This is a genomic window from Shinella sedimenti, from assembly GCF_022601905.1.
In the GTDB taxonomy this organism is placed as follows: Bacteria; Pseudomonadota; Alphaproteobacteria; order Rhizobiales; family Rhizobiaceae; genus Shinella; species Shinella sedimenti.
On sequence record NZ_JAKVIN010000005.1, the window covers coordinates 251,674 to 274,106 of the forward strand.

The window sequence follows — 22,433 nt, forward strand, 5'->3', positions numbered from 1 at the left end:
CCATGTCCGAGACGATTCTTTCGGTCGAAAACCTGCGCGTCGAATTCGAGACGCGCCGCGGAACGCTCGTCGCCCTCGACGACATCAGCTTCTCCATCGCCAAGGGCGAGGTTCTTGGCGTCGTCGGTGAGTCCGGTGCGGGCAAATCGATGACGGGTGCTGCGATCATGCATCTCATACCGCGCCCGGGCCGCATCGCGGGCGGCCGCATTCTGCTGGGCGACCAGCGGATCGACAACCTGGATCGAACGGGCATCGAAGCCATTCGCGGCCGGCGTATCGGCATGATCTTTCAAGACCCGCTGACCAGCCTCAATCCTCTGATGACCGTCGGCGATCACCTGACCGAGACGATCCGGGTGCATCTGCCGCTCAATCGTCGCCAGGCGCGCACCCGCGCAATCGAACTGCTCGAAGAGGTGGGTATTCCTGACCCGACGGTGCGCATCGATTCCTACCCGCATGAGTTTTCGGGCGGACAGCGGCAGCGGGTGGTCATCGCGCTCGCGCTTTGTGCCGAACCTGAACTGGTCATTGCGGATGAGCCGACGACAGCGCTCGACGTTTCGGTTCAGGCCCAGATCATCAAGCTGATCCGCAAGCTGTGCTCCACGCGCGGCACCGCTTTCATGCTTATCACTCATGACATGGGTATGATCGCCGAGACGGCCGATCGCGTGGCGGTCATGTACGCCGGCAAGGTCGCCGAAATCGGCAAGGTCAGCCAGGTCGTCGGCGCACCGCTTCATCCCTATGCGCAGGGTCTTATGGGGGCAATTCCCTCGCTCGACAACGAGGAGCCGCGACTTCGCCAGATTCCCGGCTCGATGCCTTCGCTGACGGCGCTGCCGGGCGGCTGTTCGTTCCATCCGCGTTGTGAGCGCGCCATGGATATATGCCGCCAGCGCGCACCGGCCCTTCTTGGTGGCATCGACCACAAGGTCGCCTGCCATCTTCACGAGCGCGAAGAGGTGGCGGCATGAGCGACAGTGAATTCGTCCGGGTCGAGAAGCTCAACCGGGTCTTTGATGTCTCGAAGCCGCTCCTGAACCGCATCATCGAGCGCCAGCCCAAGCGCTTCGTGCATGCCGCGACCGATGTCAGCTTCTCGATCGCCAAGGGTAAGACCTTCGCGCTGGTCGGCGAGTCCGGCTCCGGCAAGTCGACGGTGGCCAAGATGGTCGTCGGGCTCCTGCCAGCCACTTCCGGAACCGTCGAGATCGACGGCGTTTCGATCACAGGCAAGCATGACCGGGCACAGATGCGTGCGCTGCGCCGCCGTATGCAGATGATCTTCCAAGATCCCTATGCCAGCCTTAATCCGCGCTGGCGCGTCGCCAACATCATCGCAGAGCCCATGCTGGCCCTCGGCATCGTGAAATCGAAGGCCGAAGCGCAGCACGAAGCGGGCGCGCTTCTGAAGGTCGTTGGCCTCAATCCGCTCGACGGGCGCAAATACCCGCACGAATTCTCCGGCGGCCAGCGCCAGCGCATCGCAATCGCCCGCGCGCTTGCGGCAAAGGCGGAGTTCATCGTCTGCGACGAGCCGACCTCGGCGCTCGATGTGTCGGTTCAGGCGCAGATTCTCAACCTCATGCGCGACCTGCAGGAGCAGTTCGGCCTGACCTATCTTTTGATCAGCCACAACCTTGCGGTCGTGCGCCATATGTCCTCGCGCATCGGCGTCATGCATTTCGGCAAGCTGGTGGAAGTGGAGGAATCCCGGGCCCTGTTCAAGAATCCCCGCCAATCCTACACGCGCATGCTGATCGACGCGGTGCCGGACATTTCCGCGGCAACCCGCAGATAACCACGCCGCCAGCGCCTCCGCGAACCAAACATGCCTGTCGCCGTCTCGCCACGGCGCAAGACCTTGTCGTCCTCCAATCAAGGAAATGACCTTCCATGTCCTCCATCGATCGCAGCAAGCTCGACGCCTACATGCCGGACCTGATCGCCCTGCGCCACGACATCCACGCCCATCCCGAAACGGCCTTCGAAGAAGTCCGCACCTCTGCGCTGGTCGCTGAAAAGCTCAGGGAATGGGGTATCCAGGTCCATGAGGGCATCGGCCGGACCGGTGTCGTAGGCGTGCTCAAGGGGTCGCGCCCTGGCCAGCGCCGCATCGGCCTTCGCGCCGATATCGACGCCCTGCACATCTTCGAGCGCAACGAATTCGACTACGCCTCGACGGTCGAGGGAAAGATGCATGCCTGCGGCCACGACGGCCATACGACCATGCTTCTCGGTGCGGCCCGCTATCTCGCGCAGGACCCGGATTTCGCCGGCACCGTGCACTTCATCTTCCAGCCTGCCGAAGAAAGCGCCGGCGGCGCACCGGCCATGATGAAGGACGGTCTGTTCGACCGCTTCCCCTGCGATGCCGTCTACGGCCTGCATACGGAGCCCGGTCGTCCCGTTGGCGAAATCGCCTCGCGCATCGGTCCTGCGCTTGCCGGATCGATGTCGTTCCACGTTACCTTCAAGGGCACGGCCGGACATGGCGGGGCCGCTCCGCATCTGGCGGACGATTGCACCATCCCTGTCGCGCATTTCATTCTGGGGCTCCAGTCGATCGTGGGCCGCAAGGTCGCGGCGATCGATGCAGCCGTGATTTCCATCGGACACATTTCGGGCGGCTCGAAGGGCTCGCCGAATGTCATGCCGGCTGAAATGTTGGTCTCCGGCACCGCACGCTACTTCCGCGACGACGTACAGCAAATCATCGTGAGCGGCCTGCGCAATCAGGCCGAACTCTTCGCAAATGCTAGCAACTGCAGCGTCGACATCCAGATCAATGAAGGCACGCCGCCGCTGGTGAACCACCCCGAGGCATTCGAGAGCGCGCTCGCCGCCGCTGAAAAGACTTTCGGCAAGGACAAGGTCGAACGTGAACGCACCCTGTCGACCGGCGGCGAGGATTTCGCCTATTTCGCCAATACCGTGCCCGGCACCTATATGTGGATGGGGGGCGGTGTCGGTCCTGATGGCCTCGTGCACGATGTCCATACGGATCGTTTCGACTTCAACGATGCATCGATCCCCTACGGCGTCTCCTATTGGGTTAATCTGGTTCACACCGAGCTTCGTTCCGACGAGACAGCGACGTCAGACGGAAAGGTCGCGTGACATGCACGCATCGAAATCGACGCCGGTCGGACCGTCACGCGTCAAGCTCGGCTTGATCGGCGACAACATCGCCCGCTCGCAATCACCCCGCCTCCACCGGCTGGCGGGGCGTATGTGCGGGCTGGACGTCAGCTATGCCTCTCTCATACCGGCCGATCTCGGGATGAACTTCGATCAGGTCTTCGAGCGGTGCAGGACCGACGGCTTTCGCGGCGTCAACATCACCTATCCCTACAAGGAAACCGTGATCGACAAGGTGCGGATAGATGATCCGACAGTGCGGGCTCTGGGCGCCTGCAACACGATCCTTTTCGAGCAGGACGGCCCGCGCGGATTCAACACCGACAGCAGCGGATTTGCCAGCGCCTTCGTGAGCGCGTTCGGCAGTGTGGCGCCGGGGCGCGTCACGATGGCCGGCGCTGGCGGCGTCGGCAAGGCGATCGCTTTTGCGCTCGGCAAACTCGGCGCCACACACCTCGCCCTCGTCGATCCCGACCAGTCCAAGTCCGCCGCATTGGCGGCGTCACTGGCGGCCTACTTTCCGAACCTCGACATCAGCCGGCCGGAGACGCTCGCCGAGGCTGTGGACGGTGCCGATGGCCTGATCAATTCCACCCCGATCGGCATGGTCGGACATGACGGCAACGTGTTCGATGGCCTTGACCTCAAGCACAGCCGTTGGGCATTCGACGCGGTGTACACTCCCGTCGAAACGCAGTTCCTTGCGGCCGCGCGAACAGCTGGCGCCGAAATCCTCTCCGGTTACGAACTGTTCTTCCACCAGGGCGCCCACGCATTCCGCTTGTTCACCGGGCAGGAACCTGACGAAGGAGCCTTGCGCACCGCGATGCTCGCCCCTGAACAATGCGACGCTGGCCGCGCCTACGTCGCGTGACCTGTCCCACCGGCTCTGATCATGCTGAAATAATCGTCACCCCCGACCTGGCCGCCTTTGAGGGCGATCTCCAGGCCGTCTGCAACGCCACCATGGGCTTTGCACAGCGGTGAACCCGGCGTTTGCGGAAGCGGCATTTTCAGCGTCAAGGCGCTGATGCCCATTTCCCCGAGCGCGTGGCTCGACGTATCGCCGCCGGCGACAACGGCACGCGAGAGGCCAGCGCGTTTGATCAGTTCGGACTGGATACGTCCCAGCGCACGGCCGAGCCGGTGACGCGCGCCGGTAGTGGAATCCAGTTCATTGCCGCGATCGGCGGACGGTCCGAGCGCAGTGTAGAGCACCACGCTTCTGCCGCTCTCCAGCACCTTGAGACCGGCCGAGATAGCGTCCGGGATAGCACTCGCATTCTCTTGCGCCGACAGCGCGATTGGATCGATCGTCACCCCTTCGAACCCATTTGCCAGCGCATGCCGGATCTGGCGTTCCGTCGTAGGCGACACGCTGCCGGACACGACCGCAATGCGGTCCACCGGACCGGCAGCGGCAAAGGCCGGAGCCGCACCGATCAGGCCGCTATCCCGCCACGCAGGTATGAGGGCATATTCGACGCCCGAGGAGCCACAGACGAAACGGCCCTTCGCGCGCAAACCGTTCCAGAGCAGGTTGCCGGCGGCCTTCTGCGTCTGGGCATCGAGCACGTCGAGCAGCAGAATGTCCGCTTCGTCAGGCTTCGGATGACCGAGTAGCGCGACATTGTCCACCAGTGCAGACGTTAGTCCGGTCTGTCGTGCAAGATGCAGCAGCACGTTCGCCTCATCCATAGGCGTAACGGGATGGCGAGACATGACCGGATGGCGGTCGATACGATAATTACGGCCCTGATACGCAGCGAACAGCTCACCGAAGGCCGTGTAACGGCGGACCTGCGGCGCGCCGACGATGAGGGGAACAGTGGCCTGGCCAAAAATTGCACGGCCGATTTCGATAGCCCGACCGATACTGCCGACGTGCGGCGCGGAATCGAAGGTCGAGCAGACCTTGTAATGGCAAAACTCTGCGTCCAGAGACTTGAGCCAGGCAAATGCTTGAGCCAGGTGAACATCCATCCATTCGGGCGTTTCGCTGCGGCTGGTGCCGGCAAGGCCGAAGGCACGGGCTCCGTGGAAGCGCGAGAGCAGGTCGGCATCCGGCATCTTCAGGAAGAGCACGGTCTCGACGCCGTTCGAGGACAGCGCCTCCATGACATCGGTGGAACCCGTGAAATCGTCGCCGTAATAGCTGATCAGAGGTCGCGTCATGTTCACGCCGCCTTGCCGTCGGCAAATTTTTCGATGGACTGCGCCAGTTCCGGATGGTCCTTGGCGTAGGTATCAAGCGGTATGCCCGCGACAGCAGCCTCCCACGCCTGTTTGACGGCCTTCACCCCGGCACCCGGTCCGCCCGGATGGCTGACGATACCCCCGCCGCAGAGATAAAGCAGATCGGTCGAGCCGCCAGTCGCGGCAATCGTGTCGGGCGCCTGCCCGCCCCACTGACCCGAGCCGATGACCGGAAGTGCTACGTCGCTTTCCGCGAAGAGCGGTGTGGTGACGGCTTTGTAGGAGCGCACGAAACTTTCATCCGGCTCCCAATATTTTACACGGATGCCGTTGATCTGGAACTGGTCGACACCGAGCAGCCGCCAGAACTGCTGCCAGACAGAGAACTCGAAACCGAGGCCCGCGTGGCGCGTGAGGATATCCCAGCCGTTGCGATGGGCGTGCAGAACGAGCCCGGATCGTTTGCGCAGAAACGCCATGCCGCCGAAGCCGATAGAATTGATGTTGACGACTGCGCAATTGCCGCCTGCCGCCAGAACCAGATCGTGGTTGCGCATCATCTCGTCGGGATCGGTATGGCTTATGCCGAAGGCGTACATGACCTTCTTGCCGGTCTTCTGTTCGTGATCGAGGATTTTCGGCATGATCGCTGCCACACGATCGCCCAGCGACGAATATGCAGGGCTCATCAATTTCTCATCGTCCTTGATGAAATCGACGCCGGCGTCGATAAGTTCGCCGACCATCTCAGCGGTCTCATGCGGTCGAAGGCCGAGCGCCGGCTTGACAATGGTACCGATGATCGGCCTGTCTTTCACGCCTGTCAGCGCAAAACTGCCCGGCACACCGAATTGTGGGCCGAGATGGGCAGCCGCGAATTCTTGCGGCAGCTTCATGTCGACGATGCGGATACCGGTCATGCCTTTGATGGAGAAGACGCCGCCAATCGCGATCGTCATCAGCGCGGCAAGATCGGTGCCGACGGCATCCAGCGGGAAATCGATATCGACATCGGCTCGGTTGAACCGCGTCGCGCCGCCAGCTTCGTCGGGAAACGATGGTCGATCGGCCGGAGGCAGCGCACGGATTTCAACCACGCGGGCCGCGACGCGCGCCTTCAGCTCTTCCGTCTCGCCGGGCAACGCTACAAAGGTACCGGTGGACTGGTCGCTGGCAATCTTCGCCGCCATCTTCTCCACCGAACCTGCTGTCTCTATCCGATAGGTCAGACGGATCATGTTTTCTCCTCCGCAGTTCGGCGCAATCAGCTTGTTCGGCATCAAAAACTGGTATAATGAGTATTCATGTTATTGCAAGCCGTTTGCGGCGAAAGCTGTTGCGACCATTGAACTTGATGCATATTCAAGCCTGTCGAAATCAGGTGACTCATGACCGTCGTTTCCGAACCGATCATCCGCAAGAAACTCTCCGATGAAGTCTTTGCGCGGCTGAAAGCCATGATCGAGACCGGCGAACTGCAGGCCGGCGACGACATGCCCTCCGAACGCGAACTCATGGAGCGCTACGGCGTCGGCCGCCCCGCGATCCGCGAAGCCATGCAGGCGCTCGCCGGCAAGGGACTGGTTGAGATTTCGCAGGGCGAGCGTGCCAAGGTGCTGCGCATCACGGCCGAGTCCATCATCCGGCAGGTCGACCTGCCGGCCAAGCTGATGCTCTCGGGTTCTTCCGACTCGCTGGAACACTTGAAGAATGCCCGCATCTTCTTCGAACGGGGCATGATCCGCGAGGCCGCCGTCAAGGCGACGCCGGAGCATATCGCTGAGCTGCGCACCCTTCTCGACAGGCAGAAGGCAAATTTTGGCGATGCGGACGCCTTCATCGAGGCCGACATGGATTTTCACCAGTGCATCGCAAGCATTTCCGGCAATCCGATCTTCGCCGCCGTCAGCGGCGCGATGCTGGGCTGGCTGAAGTCCTATCACACCGAAATGCTGATCTGGACAGGCCGTGAGAATGTCACCCTCGCCGAGCACGAAGAAATCATCCGCGCCATCGAAAAGGGCAATGCGGACCAGGCCGAAAAGGTGATGATCAAGCATCTCGAACGTTCCCGCGCGCTCTATACGCTGAAGGGACACAAATTGCCTCAGAGCACAGCTTCTACGCAGCCGTAGGGCGGCAGGACGACCTGTTCGTCCGCCGGCAGCCCCTCGCCGCCAATCAACGAAACCTGGCGCGGCAGAGACGGAAGCACCACGGTCTGTGGTTCCGGCGTGATGTTGGCGAGCAGGATCACCCTATCCGACGCAAGCCCCAGAACGGCATCCGGCCGTGACGTTTCGACAGACCGCACATTGTGTCCCGCCAGCGCGCCAAAGCGTGCGAGGACATGGGCAAGCGGTCGCAGTTCGCCAGGAGCCATCACCTCGCCCGCCCTTGCCACCAGCCCGAAGGAGCCGGCGAGTGTGGAAAGCGTCAGCACCTCGAGCCCGGTTGTGGCGACCGTTGCGGCGTAAGCCAGCGTCCAGGCCGCACCGAACTGACCATTGTGGCGCGGATCGACACTGGCCATCGGAGTGCGCTGGCCGGCAGGGTTCTCCTTGGTCACGCTGCCATAGGGGTTCTGGCGCATCGCAATCGTCGAAGGCCCGATACGATAGGGCGTCTCGCCATAGAGTGCCCGGACCGAGCCGGCCACGTAACGCAGAGCCTCGAACGTCTGCATGACCGAGAGATCGTCGGCGGCGTGCACGATGGGGTTCGTGCAATGGCTCACATAATCGATGCGGTTGCCGGGCACGCGCTTGCGGTTGAGCTCGGTAAAGTAGCTCATCATGCCACCACCGAGCCGGACATTCGGGAAGGCAGTCCGTGCGGCGGCGTAAACATTCTCCAGCGGCGGGCATTCCGGCCATGCGCTTCCCGGCGGCGTCGACTGGCGGTCGACCGACGGGCAGACGAAGAGGCTGTCGAGCGACAACCCCGCTTCGCGAACCAGCGACGCGAGCTCGGACATTTCCTCGTCCAACGAACGCTGGCAGGCGACGGCGACCTCCAGGGTGACCTTCAGCCCCGATTTTTCCGCAATGTCGGCATAGCCCTTCAGTGCGGGCAGGCCGTGGCCCGCACCGGGATCAAAATGCGCGATCAGATGACGCGCGCCGACGGTCTCGAGCACTCCGAGCGCCAACCGTTCCTCTGCAAGGCATTCCGGACGCAGGCCGACGCCGATTTCGGGGAAGCGGCGGTCTGTCCGCGCGAGCGTCAACGTTACCGCATCGGAATTGTCGCTAGCGAAGCCGGCATCGTCGACCGACTGAATTTCAACGAGAACCTTCTGGCTGAACGGCTCATGCTGAGCGATACGGTAAGGCCATGGCAGCGCCAGCGGGCGCACATAGGTCTTGTAGGAGCCGTCCGTCCAGTTGCGCTGGTCTTCCATCTCGAAGATGTCGCCGACGAACTGCGTCACCGCCGAGATGCCAGGCGCCACCTGGTGGGTGATCGCCGAAATATCCATGAAGGGTTGCCAGGGCTCGATCCGCTCCGGCCAATGCGCATGCTCGACGCTGCCATCGCTATGACGCACCGTAACAGGTTGCCCTGCGACGCCGACGACGGGGTGCAATACCACAAATCCGGCACGCGCAGTCTCGAACGCCGCGTCGCTGAAGCAATCGGCGGAGAAGGCAACGGTTTCGGCCGTACCGGATATGGTGATGGCGCAATCGAGATTGGCGCCGTCGGGAGCGCTGAAGCGAGCCTTGTAGGTGACCGAGAAACCCGCGTCCGTCGCCCGCACCTCAAGATCGTTGATTGCCGCCCCGCAGGTACCCCAATCCTTGTCGCGAACGAGGAAGGCCACACCGCGCAGCACCTCATGGCCACGGTACCGCAGGGTCCTCAGATTGCCGTCCTGCAATACCACGCTCAGGTCGCCGGCGACGAGCGTGCGGCTGTCCGGCTCGCGTTCGTTCGTGCCGTAAAGCCTGAGCAGGTCGCCGCTCATGCCAGCAAATCCGCAATCACGATGGTCTCGCCGCGTTCGGCGCTGAGATAGGCGGCCTCGACGAGGGCGAAAGTCTTCAGATTGTCGCGCCCAGATGTATCCGGCTCGCGGCCTTCCGCCAGCCGTTCGGCCCAATGCTTCTGGATGAGCGCAACACTTTCCTGAATGTTGTGCCAGGGCCGCGACGCCCAGGGCAGCAGGTTCGGTGCGACCACGCTTTGTAGCGTGCCGTCAGGGCCATGGACCGTCAGCTTGTAGTCCTTGCCAAGACGCAGCGTGCCCCTGGTTCCATCGATCTCTACGAAGGTTTCAGGAAAGGGCTCTTCCGGTAGCTTGGTCGCATAGCTGACATCAACGATGGAGGTCACCCCGCTATCATGGTCGAGCAGCATCGTGGCGACATCCTCACCGGCAATCTCAGGATTGACGCGCCGAGTGCGGGCGGTCATGCGGCTTGCGTCCCCGAAGAGGAAGCGCGCGATGTCCAGCGAATGGATGCCAAGGTCTTCGATGATGAAGCGCTTGCCCTTGGCGAGATAGGGCTGGCCGGAAAAGACGTCGAAGCCTGAGCGGAAGGAGACCCGGCCCCAGAAGGGCTCACCGATCGCGCCGCTATCCAGCACCGCCTTGACCGCGAGGATCGGCGTCTGCCAGCGGAAGTTCTCATGGACCATCAGCGGAATGCCGGCGGCATCCGCGGCAGCGACCATGGCTTTCGCATCGGCCAGCGTCGGCGCAAAAGGCTTCTGGCAGATCGCTGGAACCTTGTAGCCGGCGGCAAGCTCGACGAGCGCGCGGTGACTGCCGACGGTCGTCGCGATATCGACGAAATCGAAGCCGCCATCGGCGAACATTTTCTCTGCCGACTGGTAGCGCCGTTCTACACCGAACTGGTCGCCGACAATTCTCAGCCGCTCCGAATCCCGGTCGCAGATCGCCACGATCTCCACGTTGGAAAGGTCCCGCCAGCCATGCATCTGGTTGACGGCGAAGAAGCCGCAGCCGATCAATGCACCCCTATATGCCGCCATGCAGCCGCTCCTTCTCGATACGTGGCCCTGCCCCGCCGAGGCGGAGCGGGCATTTCGGACTTTCGCTTCATCCTGCTGATCGCGCAAGCAGGAGGGCGCGCCTTATCCCTTGCCCGGAAGCCAGGTGGCGATCGCCGGGAAGAAGATGATCGCCAGCACGACCGCCATGATCGACGCGAGATAGGGCACGCAGGCAAGCGCCACGCGCATCACTGGCTGTTTGGCAATGGAAGCAGAGACGAACAGGCAGATCCCCACCGGGGGCGTCACGAGCCCGATGGCAAGGCCGATGATCGTGACCATACCGAACTGGATGGGGTCGATCCCCAGCGCCACCGTCGCCGGGAAGAGGATCGGCACGAGGATGATGATGTTCGCCGTCAGGTCGAGGATCGCCCCGGCGACGAGATACAGGAGCAGGATGAGCAGAAGAACCACATAGGGACTGCTCGTCAGGTGCGCGATCATTTCCGCCACCGCCTGCGGAACCTGCGCCCGCGTCAGGATCAGACCGTAGAGCGACGCAGCCGCGATCATCAGCATGACCACGCCTGTGGTGGACGCCGCCGACAGGAAGATGGGGCGAAGGTCGCTCAGCGACAGGCTCTTGTACCAGTAGCGGCCCACCAGGTAGGCATAGACAACCGCTATTGCCGACGCCTCGGTGGGCGTCGCGACGCCGAAGCGGATGGAACCGATGATCACCACTGGCAGGGTCAGGGCGACGATGCTGCGCAGGAAGGCTTTCCCGATCTCGGGCAGCGCCACCCGTTCGCCACGCGGCAGGTTCTGGCGGCGGGCGACGAGGCTGATCGTCAGCATCATCCCGAGCGCCATGAGCAGACCGGGAATGATGCCCGCGATGAACATGCGGCTGACAGAGGCGCCCGTCACCACGCAGAAGACGATCATCGGCACGGAGGGTGGCAGGACGACTGCAATGGTCGAGGAGCAGGCGGTGATGGCGGCGGAAAACTGTCCGCTGTAACCGCGCTGGACCATCGCCGGAATGATGGCGGTGCCGCTAGACGCAGTATCGGCGACCGCTGAGCCCGTCATGCCGCCCATCAACACGCTGGTGGCGACGTTCGCGTGGCCGAGCCCACCGCGCAGACGCCCAAGCAGCGCCTCCGCGAAGGCGATGATGTCGCGGGCGATGCCGCTCTGAGCCATCAGGTGGCCGGTCAGCAGGAAGAACGGCACGGCCAACAGGACGAAACTGTCGATCGAGGCCACCATGCGCTGCACCACCAGCGTCAGCGGCATGCCCTCCCAGATAAGGGCCGCCATGGAGGAAAGGCCGAGCGCGAAGGCGACGGGGGAACCCAGCACGACGAGTATGACGAATGTAACGACGAGGACGGCGATCATCCTTCGGTCTCCGGAACGGGGTGACGCCAGCGGCTGAACCAGTCGAGCAGAATCTCCAGCGAGACGAGGGTCATCGCGACATAATAGGAGACGTAGATCCAGGCCATCGGCACGCGCAGCACCGCGGACGGTTGGCGGATGGATACCTCAAGGATGCGCTGGCCGTAGTACAAGCTGGCGATCGCGAACACCAGCACTGTGAATTCGAGGAAAGTCATAAGCAGGCGGCGCGGCCGCGGCGGCAGCATCTGCGGCAGGACATCGATACCGAGATGCTCTCGCCTGACCCAAGCATACCAGACGCCCAGGAACGACAGCCATATGAAGACATAGCGAGAGAGTTCTTCAGACCATGTCAGCGGCGCATTGAATACATAGCGGCTGATGACCTGCCCGACCGCCGAGGCGACCATGATGCCGAACAGGACGATAATGGCGGCCTCACCGATCCGGCGAGCGACCATACGGGGCTTCGATATTACCATGTTGGCGGTTCCCGGCGTGGAAAAAGCGGCGCGGCCTCAAGGACCGCACCGCCATGCATCATTCGGCTGCCACGGCGCGGATGCGCTCCAGCAGGGCCGGGTCAAAATCGAAGCTGGAATAGACAGCCTGCGCCTTTTCGCGGAACGGCGTGGTGTCGATCTTGGCGATGTTCACGCCGCGTTCGCGCAGCAGCTCGGCCTGCTCGGTCTCCAGACGAAGGCTTTCGGAGCGCTGGAAGGCTGTCGCGTCCGGAAGGGCTTCAAGAACGGCGGTGCGGACCTCTTCCGGCCAGCTTTCCCAAACGGACTTGCTCGCCAGCACCATGTGCGGGCCGTAGACGTGGCCTGTCAGCGCGATATGGCTCTGCACTTCCCACAGCGAATTGGTGTAGAAGATGGTGATCGGGTTTTCCTGGCCGTCGATGACGCCTTGGCCGAGGCTGGTAAAGACCTCGCCCCATGCCATGGGAATGGGTGACGCGCCGAGCGCTTCAAAGGCGCGCATGTGGACCGGGTTCTGCATGGTGCGAAGTTTCATGCCGGAAAGATCGCTTGGCTTTTCGACGGCTTTCTTTGCGGACAGGTGACGCCAGCCGTTTTCCCAGATGGCAAGGCCGACCATATCGGCGCCGTCGAACTTCGCCAGAAGCTCCTTGCCGATATCGCCGTCGAAGACCTTGTAGGCGTGCGCGGAATTCTCGAACAGGAATGGCAGATCGAGCACGCCGGCTTCAGGTACGAAATTGACGACAGGGCCGGTGGAGACGACCGTCATCTCGACCGTGCCAAGCTGAAGACCTTCAACCATCTCGCGCTCTTCGCCGAGCTGCCGGTCGGGATAGACCTGGATGACGACCTTGCCGTCGGTGCGCTCCTTGACGAGTTCGGCAAGCTTCAAAAGACCGATATGCGTCGGATGGCCGGTCTGCACGCCGTGCCCGATATTGACGACGGTTTGCGCCAATGCCGGGGCAAAACCGGTAGCGGCAAAGATTACGGCCGTGGCCGCGAGACGTTTCATGTTCATATAGTCCCCCCTTGGATCGTTCTGATACCGAATCCTGCGCCTGCCATAAACCGGACCGCCCAGCCAAAAGGCCGCAATCACGCGACAAGAACAGGCATTCCGCCGGCCGACGGCCCGCTTGGCCGGCCGCACTCCTCGACAGCCGGACACCGGGAGGGCAACGCCACTCCCGTATTTTTTCAGGTGATGCGCTGGATGCTGGCCGCGATTTCCGCCGGCTCGAACACGCGCTTCCAGTCATCCTTCATCAGCACGGGTTTGCCGAACTCGATGGCCTTGTTGCAGGCGTCCGAGAACACGCCGGGCGTCTCTTCGAAGATGACAGCGCCAAGTACATTCATGTGGCCGAGCAGGAAGTCGCGCGCGGCCTCCTTGGGCACACCACGGCGCACGCATTCATCCATTGCTTCTCGCATGACGTCGAGCAGCGAAGCACAGACCGTTTCCGAAAGGCCCGGCTCCAGAAGCGCCATCTGCTCCACGGTGACACGATGCGAACGCATGACGGGTGCCCAAATTACCTTGGCGATCTCCTCGCCGAGCGCATAGGCCTCTTCGGGACCCTGCATCAGCGCGGAAACGATGTGCTGCTTGGCGGCGACGCCTCCGAAAAAGTCCCGCTTCGCCGCAGGATCCGTTTCGTCGTTGAAGATGGGCGGATGGCAGGGATGCGTAACGAAATAAGTAAGATCCGCACGCTCGGGCAGATGGCCGGCGAAGGGTGCGGCCGCATCGAGGGCTAAGACCATCGTGCCCGGCTTCAGCTTGTCGACGATACCGGCAGCCACCTTTCCGATCGCCGTATCGGGAACGGCGAGAATGACAACATCAGCACTTTCGAGGCCCTGATCGGCGGATACACACGCGAGGCCGAGATCGTCGGACAGTCGCTTTTGGCCCGCCTCGCTCACCTCGATATGACGCACATCGAACCGCGAACCCTTGAGGTTCTTGGCGAGCCGATAGCCCATTTTGCCGCCGGCGCCGAACAACGCGATTGATGTCATTGAAATCTCCAAAATGCGAACGGTCGGGACGCATAGACCGACCCAACCGGATGTCCTCAACCGGCAACCTGCCGTGCGCCTATATTTCCCAACTGGTATAACAAGTCAATAATTATATCACAGAGCATGTCACGAAACGTCGGGCCCCGGGGAAAGTCGCGATCAGCGACAGACGGGCGACCGGCGCAATTATTTGAGAAAACCACTATTTGTCTGAAGTCAGAATGCAGTCACCGGATGCGGCAGACACTCGACGCTGCCATCCACCTTCCTGGCGCCTTGTGGCGCAGGAGCGAACAGCTTGCGCGTCCTGTGGTTCTCGGTGTTGGGAGTCGCCTCGGGCGAGGCGATCATACCGCGCGGCAATGCGCGCGCGAACCGCTCATTGCGGTCAAGGCCGGCGGGCCGGCCGCTAGTTCGTTTTTGAAAGCCGAGAATTCCGGCCTCCGGTGGCCCAGGAACCTCGTGCGGTTCACTGGACCACGCATGGGGGAAATGCTGCCTTTGCGGCTTCCTTAACCTCTCGTTGCCAGAAAATGATCAATACCGGCCTGGGCGCACTGCGTATCCTGCGCCGGCGTACCTGAGCTGAGGCCGATGGCGCCCACGACATCACCATCGATTATCACCGGCAATCCACCAGCAACCACCATCAGACGACCACCGATTGCGGAATTGATGCCGTAGGCAGGGCTGCCCGGCTGGCTTGCCGATCCATAGCTCTCGGTCGTCCGCTTCGCGCCCGCGGCTGTGTAGGCCTTGTCCTGTGCGATGATGGTACTCGTGATCTTTCCGCCATCCATACGCTCGAACGCAAGCAACTGGCCCGACTCATCGGTGATAGCTATGCACATCGGCACCCCGATTTCCTCTGCCTTGGCGCGGGCGCCCGCAATCAGGATGCGAGCATCTTCGATGTCCAGACGGCGGATAGTCAACATAATGAAGGTCCTTCCCTCGTAAAATCCAGGTTTCCAAAAGCCTTACTATCTGGATGTCAGGTGATTTCAACGATGTAATCGGCTGGATTGCGATCGGAGTAGGCGAACAGGTTCGAAAATCTGGCCGTTGCTACGCCATAGCGCGGGTTTGACGAGGTTTGCTGTCGTCACCCATGCGCGGCCTCCAGAGCGGCTGCAAGAAGGGGTTGGGCTATCGGCGGCTTCGCAGCCTGCCCCCTGTCAAACATAGGCTTGATGCGTCGCAATTTCTTTTCGGTATGATTGCCTGCGATATCAGAAAGGCGATGATCGAGATAAGGATTGAGGAACCGCTCGCGCACCTCGTCGATGTAGCTCAAGGCTTCGGCCTGCATTCCGTCCAAAGCGAAAACCGGCACGACCTCTTCACGCCAGACGGTTTCCAGGTCGCGACGGATGGCGGTGTCCGCCATGATTTCGCGCACCGTCTCGTCTCGGGGACGATTGTCCGCAAGCCAACGTTCGGCAAGATAGCTGTGGCCGAGGTTGAGAATATGCAGCTTCAGATGTTCGTAACGATCAAGATCGTCGGTCACGACTACGGAAAGGTGCCGACAGGGAAGAACAAGACCTTCCTGCGCCTCGATAGCCCAAAGCGCATAGGGCTCGGCAACCGCTCCAACCGGTTCCAACGGCTCGGACACGATCCGATCGACCAGACTGTTGGCAAAGTGACATTGCCGCCCGATGTAGCCGAGAAAGTCGGGTGACAGGTTCCAATCCTTGGCGATCGTCAGGATGATCGCCTTCAGTTTGTCGCCGTTACGCTGTACGAGCTCGCAGGGAAAAATTGACAAGGGCTGTTCCGGCCGCACGCGCCAGCGTACATGAAGCAGCGTCAGCAGCTTTACGGGAAAGCTTGCCGGAACCCTGTCCGGCTCGGAAAGGAGCGAGACATCATCGCCGTCGTCCAGATCATAGCCCCTGTCCCCGGTATTGCTGAGGATGACGTCCGCGGCGATCCCGGCGCTAACGATGGCAGGCCAGTCCGTTCCGGTGAACAGCGCCCGTGATATGGCCCTGCCCTGCCGCACTTCGTCGATCGTCTTCCCATCTTTGAGGCCGCGGATTCGCACCGGATAGGTTTGCCCGTCGGCAAGAGCCTCGATCCGGCGGGCGCTGACCGGGTTGCCCGTCGTCTGCACGACGGTGATGGACCCAAGCGCTTCATCCTGTTCCATAGCCTCGGATATGAACAGATCGGCATGGGCGAGAAGGAAACGGCTCGTTCCGAACTGGAGTATCGGGGTCAGGGCAACAGCCATCGTTTTGTTCCTCGTGAAGAGCCGGCCCCGGACGTTCCGGGGCCGCAGTTCGATACCTAAAGATCCAGTTCGCGGCGCAGGGTTTCCAAACGCTCCATGGCGATCACCCCATCTGCGATGGTCGGCGCCGGCGTCGAGGCGCCACCAAGCGCCGGGACGACATCGGCCAACAGGGAATGGTAACCCTTCGGATCCTCGTTGGCAGCCGCCGTGAAATTCGGCTTCCAAGTCAGCGTGTCGCAGTCCTCCGAGAGGGTCGCACCGAGATCGTCGATCTTGAAGGGTGGATTGCGATGCCACTTGATCTCGATAACGTCATCGACCTCGATGCGCTGGTGGTCGCCCATGAGTTCGATGCGTTCGACCGGCGTGCCGCGAGACTGGATCGTGCCCATGGCAATGTTCCCGATCGCGCCGCATTCGAATTCGAAGCCGACATGGAAGAGCACCCGGCCCGGCGTCTTCTCCACCTTACGGGCAGAGATCGAACGGACTGGCGAAACAAGGAAGGACACCAGATCCATGTAATGCACGCAGTGGTGCAGGAAAAACCCGGTGTAGTCGACATTGCCGGCGAAGTAGCCCGGCGCCGTCATGTAATAGCCCGTCACGCCGAGCACGTCGCCGAACCGGCCGGATTTGACGATGTTTGCCGCCATCCGGTTGCCGATCGAATAGCGCTTCATGAAGCCGAGTAACAGTGGCTTCTTCGCCTTTTCAGAGGCTGCAAGAAGTTCGCGCGCGCCGGCCGCCGACCCCGACGGCGGTTTCTCCATAAAGACCGGCAGACCGCGCTCCAGTGCAGCCTTACCGAAGGCAAGGTGCTGGTCCGGCCCGACCGCCATGCCGACCGCATCGATACCCGGCGTCTTCAGCAGGTCCTCGACATTGGTTACGAGGTTCCTGACGCCAAACTGGCGACCGGCATTCCTGAGGCGTTCGGCGTCAATGTCGCAGAGCGCGACGAGCTCGACATCGTGGCGTACAAGCTGCGGAAGCAGCATCTGGGTGGCGTGGATGCCGCAACCGATCCAACCGATTTTCATAGTCATCGACGATATTCCGTAAGCAGGAGATGGGACTTGATGAAGGCGCTGGATGCAGCAAGACGATCGCTCTCGTCCTCGTGCGGCGCACGCCACTGGGCGAAAGGCACACCGAAACGGTCATCGGTACGGCGGAAGGGTTCGAGTGAGATCGGCCCCTTGTAGCCGACGTCATGTAGCGCGCGGCACACCTCGACCCAGTCGGTCTGCCCGGTACCGGGGAAGCCTCTATGGTTCTCGTTGGCCTGGAAATGCACCAGGCGATCGCCACCGAGACGGATGGCTTCGCTGAGCGAGCTTTCCTCCATATGCATATGGAACGTGTCGAGCATGAGCTTTACGGCCGGATGGTCAACGGCGTCGAGCAATTCCATCGCCTGCTGCGTGGTGCAGAGCACGTCGCTTTCGAAACGGTTCAGCGGCTCGACCGCGAGAAGAACGCCTGCGTTGGCAGCATAGTCTCCCGCCTCTTTCAAGCCTCTGACGCATCGGTCCTTTCGCGCAAGGCGTTCGGCCTCATCAACCGGCTGCGGGGGACGGCCTGCAAAAACGAGCGGGTTGCCGGTCAGGGGCCCGCCGACAATCGTCGCGCCAAGGCCGGCGGCGCAATCGACGGTGTATTTCAGATAGTCGATCCCGGATCGATGCGCTTCGGCTTCGGCGGAGGACAGGTTGCGCTGCAGATTGACGCGGGCGGCGAGGACGACGCCAAGGCCTGCATCGTCCAGCGCTCTCCGGGTCTCAGCGATATCGAGTTCGCCGACTTCGGGAACGAGAAGCTCGACAAAGTCATAGCCATGGTCGCGCATCTTCGCAAAGAGCGAGAAGTGTTCAGCGGTGAACGGTCTGGCATATTGCATGGAAATCAACCCGACGGGGTTCATCTGTCTTTCCTTTTCAGTCGTATAACATTCATTGTTAGGCTGGTTTCGCGACCCGCCGTCACCCCTTCACGGCACCCTGGGTCAGGCCGCCGATCAGACGGCGCTGAACGAGCAGGAACAGGATCGTTGCCGGCATCGCACCGACCACGGCGCCTGCCGCCAGCAAGCCCCATTCAATCTGATATTCCCCGATCAGTGTCTGGATCGCGACCGTCACCGGCCGCACGTTTCGGCCGCCGAGCGTCAACGCATAGAGATATTCGTTCCACGCCGTGATGAAGATGTAGATGCCCGTCGATATGATCCCCGGCATGGTCAGTGGCAGAACCACCTTGCGGAGGGCCGTTAGCCGGGAGCACCCATCCGTCATCGCCGCCTCGTCGAGGCTTTTGGGGATCGCGGCGATATAGCTCGTCAGCATCCAGACCGCGAAGGGAATGGCCACCGTCGCGTTGGCGAGGATCAGGCCGAAATGCGTGTCGAGAATGCCGATGCTGCGCATGAGAACGAAGAGCGGCAGGATCAACAGCACGATCGGGAACATGTTGATCAACAGAAACTGCATCATCAGCAGCTTGCGGCCGGTAAAGCGAAACCGGGAGAAGGCATAGGCGGCCGTCACCGAAACGAGCAGGCCGACAACGACTGTCCCGCCGGCGATGATGAGGCTGTCGAGCATGTTCTTCAGGAACGACGTCTGCTCGAAGAGCCTGATATAGTTGTCCATGCTCCAGCCCATCGGCGAAAGCGAGACACCGGTAGCCGACAGTATCGCCGTTGGCGTCAGCGATGTCAGGATCATCCAGACGAACGGCGCCATGGCGAAGAGAACGATCAAGAAAACCGGCAGGTCGGTGGTGACGATCCGGCGAAGCGTGCTTTGCTGCGTCATCGTTCTACCTCACGCATGGTGCGGGCGAGATAAAGGACCACGAACGCACCCAGAAGAATGGTGAAAGTGACGGCTATCGACGTACCGTAGCCGAAGTCGAGATTCTGGCGGGCCTTGATGAAGGCGTAGAGCGGCAGCGTATGCGTCGCATAACCCGGCCCACCACCGGTCATCACGAAGATGACGTCCATGGAATTGGCGACCCATATCACCCGAAGCAGGCCGGCCGTCGCCAGGACCGGCGCGATGCCCGGCAATGTTATGTGGATGAACTGCCTCCAGGCGGAAGCCCCGTCGATCGATGCAGCCTCGTACTGGCTTTTTGGAATGCCCTGCAGGCCCGCCAGGATCATGACGGCGAAAAAGGGAAAGCCCTGCCAGGTCAGCGTCGCTATGATGGCGTAGATTGCAACATCGGGATCGGCGAGCCACGGCACGGCGGTCTGAACGATCGACAGATAGACCAGGATATCGTTCAGGACGCCCGTGTTCGGGTCATAGATCCAGCGCCACATCAGCGCGATGACCACACTGGGTAGCGCCCACGGAATGATGATCAGCGCGCGCGCCAGGCCGCGCCACGGAAACTCCCTGTTCAGAAGCAGGGCGGCGACAAGACCAAGCCCCATTTGCAAGGGAACTGTGAGGCCGATCCACAGCAGCGTGTTCCACAGCGCCGTCCAGAAGACGGGATCGTTGAAAAGCTTCACATAGTTGCCGAAACCGACAAATTTGCTGGCATTCGGCTTGAACAGGATGAGATCGTAGAAGCTCGTCCAGACCGCCTGCACCATGGGCATGAAGACGATGACAAGGGTGACGGCGACGGCAGGTGCAAGCAGAAGATAGGGAAGAAGCCGTTCCGACCGCCACGCGAAGATCGAATGACGCTGTACGGGGGATATATTCGACAAAGACATGACTGCTCCTGCCTCCATTTCAAGGCCGGGGGAAGCGCCCCGACACGGATGTCGGGGCAATGCGGTAGCGTGTGTTATTCGGCAAACAGCGTCTGGAGCTGTTCCATCATCTGCGCCGCGGTGATCTGGCCGGTCAGCGCCTGCTGCATGTTCGTTTGCCAAGCCGTGTTGACGAATTCAGAGACGGCTGAAGTCTGAGGCAAAACCTTCGCGAACGGCAGGGACTGGACCGTTGCATCCACAAACCGCCGTTCATGCAGCTTCCAGTCGGCCGAGCCGCTCTTGGTCACCGTCATCTGGCCCGTCGCGCTGTTGAATGCGACGTTGTTCTCGCCTTCTGCAAGGAAGGAGATCCACTTCCAGGCTGCGTCCTTCACCTCGGAATTCGAGAAGATCGCCAGGGACTCGTCACCGTAAGATGTCCACCGGCCATTGCCGCAGGCTGGCACCGGCACGGCAGAAACCTTGTCGCCCAAAGCCGCCACCAGATCCTTGGAAGAGCCTATGTGGTGAATGGTCATGGCCGTCTTGCCCGACTTGAAGGCGGCGATGATTTCCTGGAAGCCGTCGTTCGGGGCGGACGGCGGAATAACCTTGTCCTTTTGGAACAGATCAATCAGCCACTGATTTGCGGCGATAGCCTCGGGATTGACGAGACCGCCGGGCTTCAGTTCGGCGCCCTGCGACATCACGAACGCACCCCACTGGTCCCAGCCACCCTTGCCGCCGCGCAGGCCAAACCCATAGGTCTCAGGCGCCTTCGTCAGCTTGATGGCCGCGTCGCGGAAGTCTTCGCAGGTCTTCGGCGGCTGCAAACCGGCCGATTCGAACAGGTCCGTCCGGTAATAGAGGTAGAGAACGACATATTGGATCGGCAGGTAATATTGCGTGCCGTCCGGCCCTTTGTTCAGTTCGAGCACGTTGTCGAGCAGGTCAGACTTGCCCTGCCAGGCATCGATCCGTTCCGCGAGCGGCTCAAGCGCGCCCATCTCCACAAGTCGCGGCTGCGCAAAAAGCTTCACCATCGCCGCGTCAGGCGCGTTACCGCCGACAAGCGATGTATAGAGATTGTCGTAGTAGCTGTTCCACGGCACATTTTCTGCTTCGATCGTGATGCCCGGATTGGCGGCCTCGAATTTCTTGACCAGATCGCCCATCGGATTGGCCGGGTTGTCGAAGTGATACCAGAAGCGGACGGTCTCAGCCTGAGCCTGGGTAAAGGCAGCGGACGCCGCAAGAACGGCGCCTAGTGCGAGTGTTTTCAGAATTTTCATGTCTTCCTCCTCCGAGTTGATAGATCAGATGCGGCCGGTTAGCCGCCTTGCTGCCCGCCCTGCCGCCGCCAGAGCCTCCCGTGCGGCAGACAGTTCGTATGTGTTTTGCAGGAAACCGTGCATGACGCCGGGGACGATGCTCAGTTCGTCGTCTCTCCCGAGCGCCTTGAGGCGCTCGCTCAACATCAAGGTGTCGGACAGCAACGGATCGACCGCTGCCGCCATCAGATGAAGCGGCGGCAAGGCTGCGAGTGCGTCATCGCAGGCAAGCAGAGGGCATGCCAAAGGATGGACCTCGATTGCCTGCTCGCCGGCGTAGAAAGACCAGTAGCGTTGCATCTTAGCGCGGGTCAGGCCAGGCCCCTCGCTGAAGCGAATATAGGACGGCGTTTCGAACGAGCGCGCGTAATTGCCATAGAAAAGCAGCGCACCATCCGGAAGCGCACGATCCGCAGCCAGCTCATGCAGCATGGCCGCGAGCGCGAGGTTGGCGCCTGCGGAATCGCCGGATATCAGCAACGGACCGCGTGAAATGCCAGCGCTTGCCGTGACATCGAACATGCTGCGAAGGGCCGACACCACATCCTTCAGGCCGGCCGGAAACGAATCTTCCGGGGCAAGCCGGTAGTCGGGCAATACGACCGGCATGCCGCTTTCGATTGCCAAGACGCGGGCGCAACGCTCGTGGGTTTCCGGCGAACAGAAAGCGAAACCGCCACCATGAACGAAGAGTATCGCGCCTTCTGCGGCATCCGGCGGCACGAGGACCTTCAAACGACATCGCGTGGCACCGAGCTCGGCATCTTCCTCGACCCACACTTCGTAAACACCTTGCATAGGCGGCAAATCGACGTTGCAGCGCGCGTTGGCGAAGAGGGATAGCGCCCGCCCTTCCGTTGGCGGCAATGTTGTCGGATCCGGTAAGGGTCCTAGCT

At 61.7% G+C, this 22,433-nt stretch carries 20 protein-coding genes and 1 pseudogene; 5 read left to right on the plus strand and 16 right to left on the minus strand.

The features are described 5' to 3' along the window. Positions 1-2: 2 nt before the first annotated feature. The 4 genes and pseudogenes from MKI86_RS13460 (at position 3) to MKI86_RS13475 (ending at position 4,024) form a co-directional block, all read left to right on the plus strand. Positions 3-983, plus strand: a complete 981-nt coding sequence (locus MKI86_RS13460) for an ABC transporter ATP-binding protein (protein WP_241601420.1) — start codon at positions 3-5, stop codon at positions 981-983. After that, a pseudogene (locus tag MKI86_RS13465) lies at positions 980-1,807 on the plus strand (ATP-binding cassette domain-containing protein); the annotation flags it as partial. The gene MKI86_RS13460 and the pseudogene MKI86_RS13465, both read left to right, overlap by 4 nt. Positions 1,808-1,905: 98 nt before the next feature. Continuing rightward, the gene (locus MKI86_RS13470; RefSeq protein WP_241601421.1) at positions 1,906-3,129 is read left to right on the plus strand and encodes an amidohydrolase; all 1,224 of its coding nucleotides are present in this window, start codon (positions 1,906-1,908) and stop codon (positions 3,127-3,129) included. A 1-nt stretch (position 3,130) separates the two neighbouring features. Further along, the gene (locus tag MKI86_RS13475; RefSeq protein ID WP_241601422.1) at positions 3,131-4,024 is read left to right on the plus strand and encodes a shikimate dehydrogenase family protein; all 894 of its coding nucleotides are present in this window, start codon (positions 3,131-3,133) and stop codon (positions 4,022-4,024) included. On the opposite strand, the gene MKI86_RS13480 is transcribed toward MKI86_RS13475, so the two are convergent. Together MKI86_RS13480 and oiaX are read right to left on the minus strand one after the other, a co-directional pair. Continuing rightward, entirely contained in the window at positions 4,012-5,325 is a 1,314-nt protein-coding gene (locus tag MKI86_RS13480) for a four-carbon acid sugar kinase family protein (RefSeq protein ID WP_241601423.1), read from the minus strand. The genes MKI86_RS13475 and MKI86_RS13480 overlap by 13 nt on opposite strands. Before the next feature lie 2 nt (positions 5,326-5,327). Further along, positions 5,328-6,584, minus strand: a complete 1,257-nt coding sequence (oiaX, locus tag MKI86_RS13485; RefSeq protein ID WP_241601424.1) for a 3-oxo-isoapionate-4-phosphate decarboxylase OiaX — start codon at positions 6,582-6,584, stop codon at positions 5,328-5,330. Positions 6,585-6,734: 150 nt separating this feature from the next. On the opposite strand from oiaX, the gene MKI86_RS13490 reads away from it, so the two are divergent. Beyond that, entirely contained in the window at positions 6,735-7,481 is a 747-nt protein-coding gene (locus MKI86_RS13490) for a transcriptional regulator NanR (protein WP_241601425.1), read from the plus strand. Here the strand turns inward: MKI86_RS13490 and apnL are convergent. The 14 genes from apnL to MKI86_RS13560 form a co-directional block, all read right to left on the minus strand. Then, positions 7,454-9,316: a D-apionate lactonase gene (apnL, locus tag MKI86_RS13495; RefSeq protein WP_241601426.1), complete on the minus strand. Its 1,863-nt coding sequence runs from the start codon at positions 9,314-9,316 to the stop codon at positions 7,454-7,456. The genes MKI86_RS13490 and apnL overlap by 28 nt on opposite strands. Then, entirely contained in the window at positions 9,313-10,347 is a 1,035-nt protein-coding gene (locus tag MKI86_RS13500; RefSeq protein WP_241601427.1) for a Gfo/Idh/MocA family protein, read from the minus strand. The genes apnL and MKI86_RS13500 overlap by 4 nt, the downstream gene beginning before the upstream one ends. A gap of 102 nt (positions 10,348-10,449) precedes the next feature. Beyond that, positions 10,450-11,718 (minus strand): TRAP transporter large permease, encoded by a 1,269-nt coding sequence (locus MKI86_RS13505; protein ID WP_241601428.1) that lies wholly within the window; start codon positions 11,716-11,718, stop codon positions 10,450-10,452. After that, positions 11,715-12,203, minus strand: coding sequence for a TRAP transporter small permease (locus MKI86_RS13510; protein ID WP_241601429.1), 489 nt, complete (start codon positions 12,201-12,203; stop codon positions 11,715-11,717). Before MKI86_RS13510 ends, MKI86_RS13505 begins: the two co-directional genes overlap by 4 nt. Before the next feature lie 58 nt (positions 12,204-12,261). After that, positions 12,262-13,230 (minus strand): TRAP transporter substrate-binding protein, encoded by a 969-nt coding sequence (locus MKI86_RS13515; protein WP_241601430.1) that lies wholly within the window; start codon positions 13,228-13,230, stop codon positions 12,262-12,264. Between the two features lie 179 nt (positions 13,231-13,409). Then, on the minus strand, positions 13,410-14,237 hold the full coding sequence (locus MKI86_RS13520; protein ID WP_241601431.1) for a phosphogluconate dehydrogenase C-terminal domain-containing protein: 828 nt from the start codon (positions 14,235-14,237) through the stop codon (positions 13,410-13,412). Between the two features lie 515 nt (positions 14,238-14,752). Beyond that, positions 14,753-15,178: a GlcG/HbpS family heme-binding protein gene (locus tag MKI86_RS13525; protein WP_241601432.1), complete on the minus strand. Its 426-nt coding sequence runs from the start codon at positions 15,176-15,178 to the stop codon at positions 14,753-14,755. 167 nt (positions 15,179-15,345) lie between these two features. Next, positions 15,346-16,482: a mannitol dehydrogenase family protein gene (locus MKI86_RS13530; RefSeq protein WP_241601433.1), complete on the minus strand. Its 1,137-nt coding sequence runs from the start codon at positions 16,480-16,482 to the stop codon at positions 15,346-15,348. Positions 16,483-16,538: 56 nt separating this feature from the next. Further along, entirely contained in the window at positions 16,539-17,534 is a 996-nt protein-coding gene (locus MKI86_RS13535; RefSeq protein ID WP_241601434.1) for a Gfo/Idh/MocA family protein, read from the minus strand. Continuing rightward, positions 17,531-18,412: a sugar phosphate isomerase/epimerase family protein gene (locus tag MKI86_RS13540; RefSeq protein ID WP_241601435.1), complete on the minus strand. Its 882-nt coding sequence runs from the start codon at positions 18,410-18,412 to the stop codon at positions 17,531-17,533. Before MKI86_RS13540 ends, MKI86_RS13535 begins: the two co-directional genes overlap by 4 nt. Positions 18,413-18,470: 58 nt before the next feature. Then, a complete protein-coding gene (locus tag MKI86_RS13545) occupies positions 18,471-19,304 on the minus strand; it encodes a carbohydrate ABC transporter permease (protein WP_241601436.1) in 834 nt (277 codons plus the stop codon). Beyond that, positions 19,301-20,224 (minus strand): carbohydrate ABC transporter permease, encoded by a 924-nt coding sequence (locus tag MKI86_RS13550; protein ID WP_241601437.1) that lies wholly within the window; start codon positions 20,222-20,224, stop codon positions 19,301-19,303. The genes MKI86_RS13545 and MKI86_RS13550 overlap by 4 nt, the downstream gene beginning before the upstream one ends. Positions 20,225-20,298: 74 nt before the next feature. Beyond that, positions 20,299-21,498 carry an ABC transporter substrate-binding protein gene (locus tag MKI86_RS13555; protein ID WP_241601438.1) on the minus strand — a complete coding sequence of 400 codons (1,200 nt, stop codon included), beginning with the start codon at positions 21,496-21,498 and terminating at the stop codon, positions 20,299-20,301. 24 nt (positions 21,499-21,522) lie between these two features. Beyond that, complete coding sequence (locus MKI86_RS13560) at positions 21,523-22,335, minus strand: alpha/beta hydrolase (protein ID WP_241601439.1); 813 nt, start codon at positions 22,333-22,335, stop codon at positions 21,523-21,525. Between the last annotated feature and the right edge of the window lie 98 nt (positions 22,336-22,433).

What these genes read in the sequence shown, in the direction of transcription:
- MKI86_RS13460 (WP_241601420.1), top strand. Translation starts at nt 3, where the DNA reads ATGTCCGAGACGATTCTTTCGGTCGAAAACCTGCGCGTCGAATTCGAG.
- MKI86_RS13470 (WP_241601421.1), top strand. Translation starts at nt 1,906, where the DNA reads ATGTCCTCCATCGATCGCAGCAAGCTCGACGCCTACATGCCGGACCTG.
- MKI86_RS13475 (WP_241601422.1), top strand. Translation starts at nt 3,131, where the DNA reads ATGCACGCATCGAAATCGACGCCGGTCGGACCGTCACGCGTCAAGCTC.
- MKI86_RS13480 (WP_241601423.1), bottom strand. Translation starts at nt 5,325, where the DNA reads ATGACGCGACCTCTGATCAGCTATTACGGCGACGATTTCACGGGTTCC.
- oiaX (WP_241601424.1), bottom strand. Translation starts at nt 6,584, where the DNA reads ATGATCCGTCTGACCTATCGGATAGAGACAGCAGGTTCGGTGGAGAAG.
- MKI86_RS13490 (WP_241601425.1), top strand. Translation starts at nt 6,735, where the DNA reads ATGACCGTCGTTTCCGAACCGATCATCCGCAAGAAACTCTCCGATGAA.
- apnL (WP_241601426.1), bottom strand. Translation starts at nt 9,316, where the DNA reads ATGAGCGGCGACCTGCTCAGGCTTTACGGCACGAACGAACGCGAGCCG.
- MKI86_RS13500 (WP_241601427.1), bottom strand. Translation starts at nt 10,347, where the DNA reads ATGGCGGCATATAGGGGTGCATTGATCGGCTGCGGCTTCTTCGCCGTC.
- MKI86_RS13505 (WP_241601428.1), bottom strand. Translation starts at nt 11,718, where the DNA reads ATGATCGCCGTCCTCGTCGTTACATTCGTCATACTCGTCGTGCTGGGT.
- MKI86_RS13510 (WP_241601429.1), bottom strand. Translation starts at nt 12,203, where the DNA reads ATGGTAATATCGAAGCCCCGTATGGTCGCTCGCCGGATCGGTGAGGCC.
- MKI86_RS13515 (WP_241601430.1), bottom strand. Translation starts at nt 13,230, where the DNA reads ATGAACATGAAACGTCTCGCGGCCACGGCCGTAATCTTTGCCGCTACC.
- MKI86_RS13520 (WP_241601431.1), bottom strand. Translation starts at nt 14,237, where the DNA reads ATGACATCAATCGCGTTGTTCGGCGCCGGCGGCAAAATGGGCTATCGG.
- MKI86_RS13525 (WP_241601432.1), bottom strand. Translation starts at nt 15,178, where the DNA reads ATGTTGACTATCCGCCGTCTGGACATCGAAGATGCTCGCATCCTGATT.
- MKI86_RS13530 (WP_241601433.1), bottom strand. Translation starts at nt 16,482, where the DNA reads ATGGCTGTTGCCCTGACCCCGATACTCCAGTTCGGAACGAGCCGTTTC.
- MKI86_RS13535 (WP_241601434.1), bottom strand. Translation starts at nt 17,534, where the DNA reads ATGACTATGAAAATCGGTTGGATCGGTTGCGGCATCCACGCCACCCAG.
- MKI86_RS13540 (WP_241601435.1), bottom strand. Translation starts at nt 18,412, where the DNA reads ATGAACCCCGTCGGGTTGATTTCCATGCAATATGCCAGACCGTTCACC.
- MKI86_RS13545 (WP_241601436.1), bottom strand. Translation starts at nt 19,304, where the DNA reads ATGACGCAGCAAAGCACGCTTCGCCGGATCGTCACCACCGACCTGCCG.
- MKI86_RS13550 (WP_241601437.1), bottom strand. Translation starts at nt 20,224, where the DNA reads ATGTCTTTGTCGAATATATCCCCCGTACAGCGTCATTCGATCTTCGCG.
- MKI86_RS13555 (WP_241601438.1), bottom strand. Translation starts at nt 21,498, where the DNA reads ATGAAAATTCTGAAAACACTCGCACTAGGCGCCGTTCTTGCGGCGTCC.
- MKI86_RS13560 (WP_241601439.1), bottom strand. Translation starts at nt 22,335, where the DNA reads ATGCAAGGTGTTTACGAAGTGTGGGTCGAGGAAGATGCCGAGCTCGGT.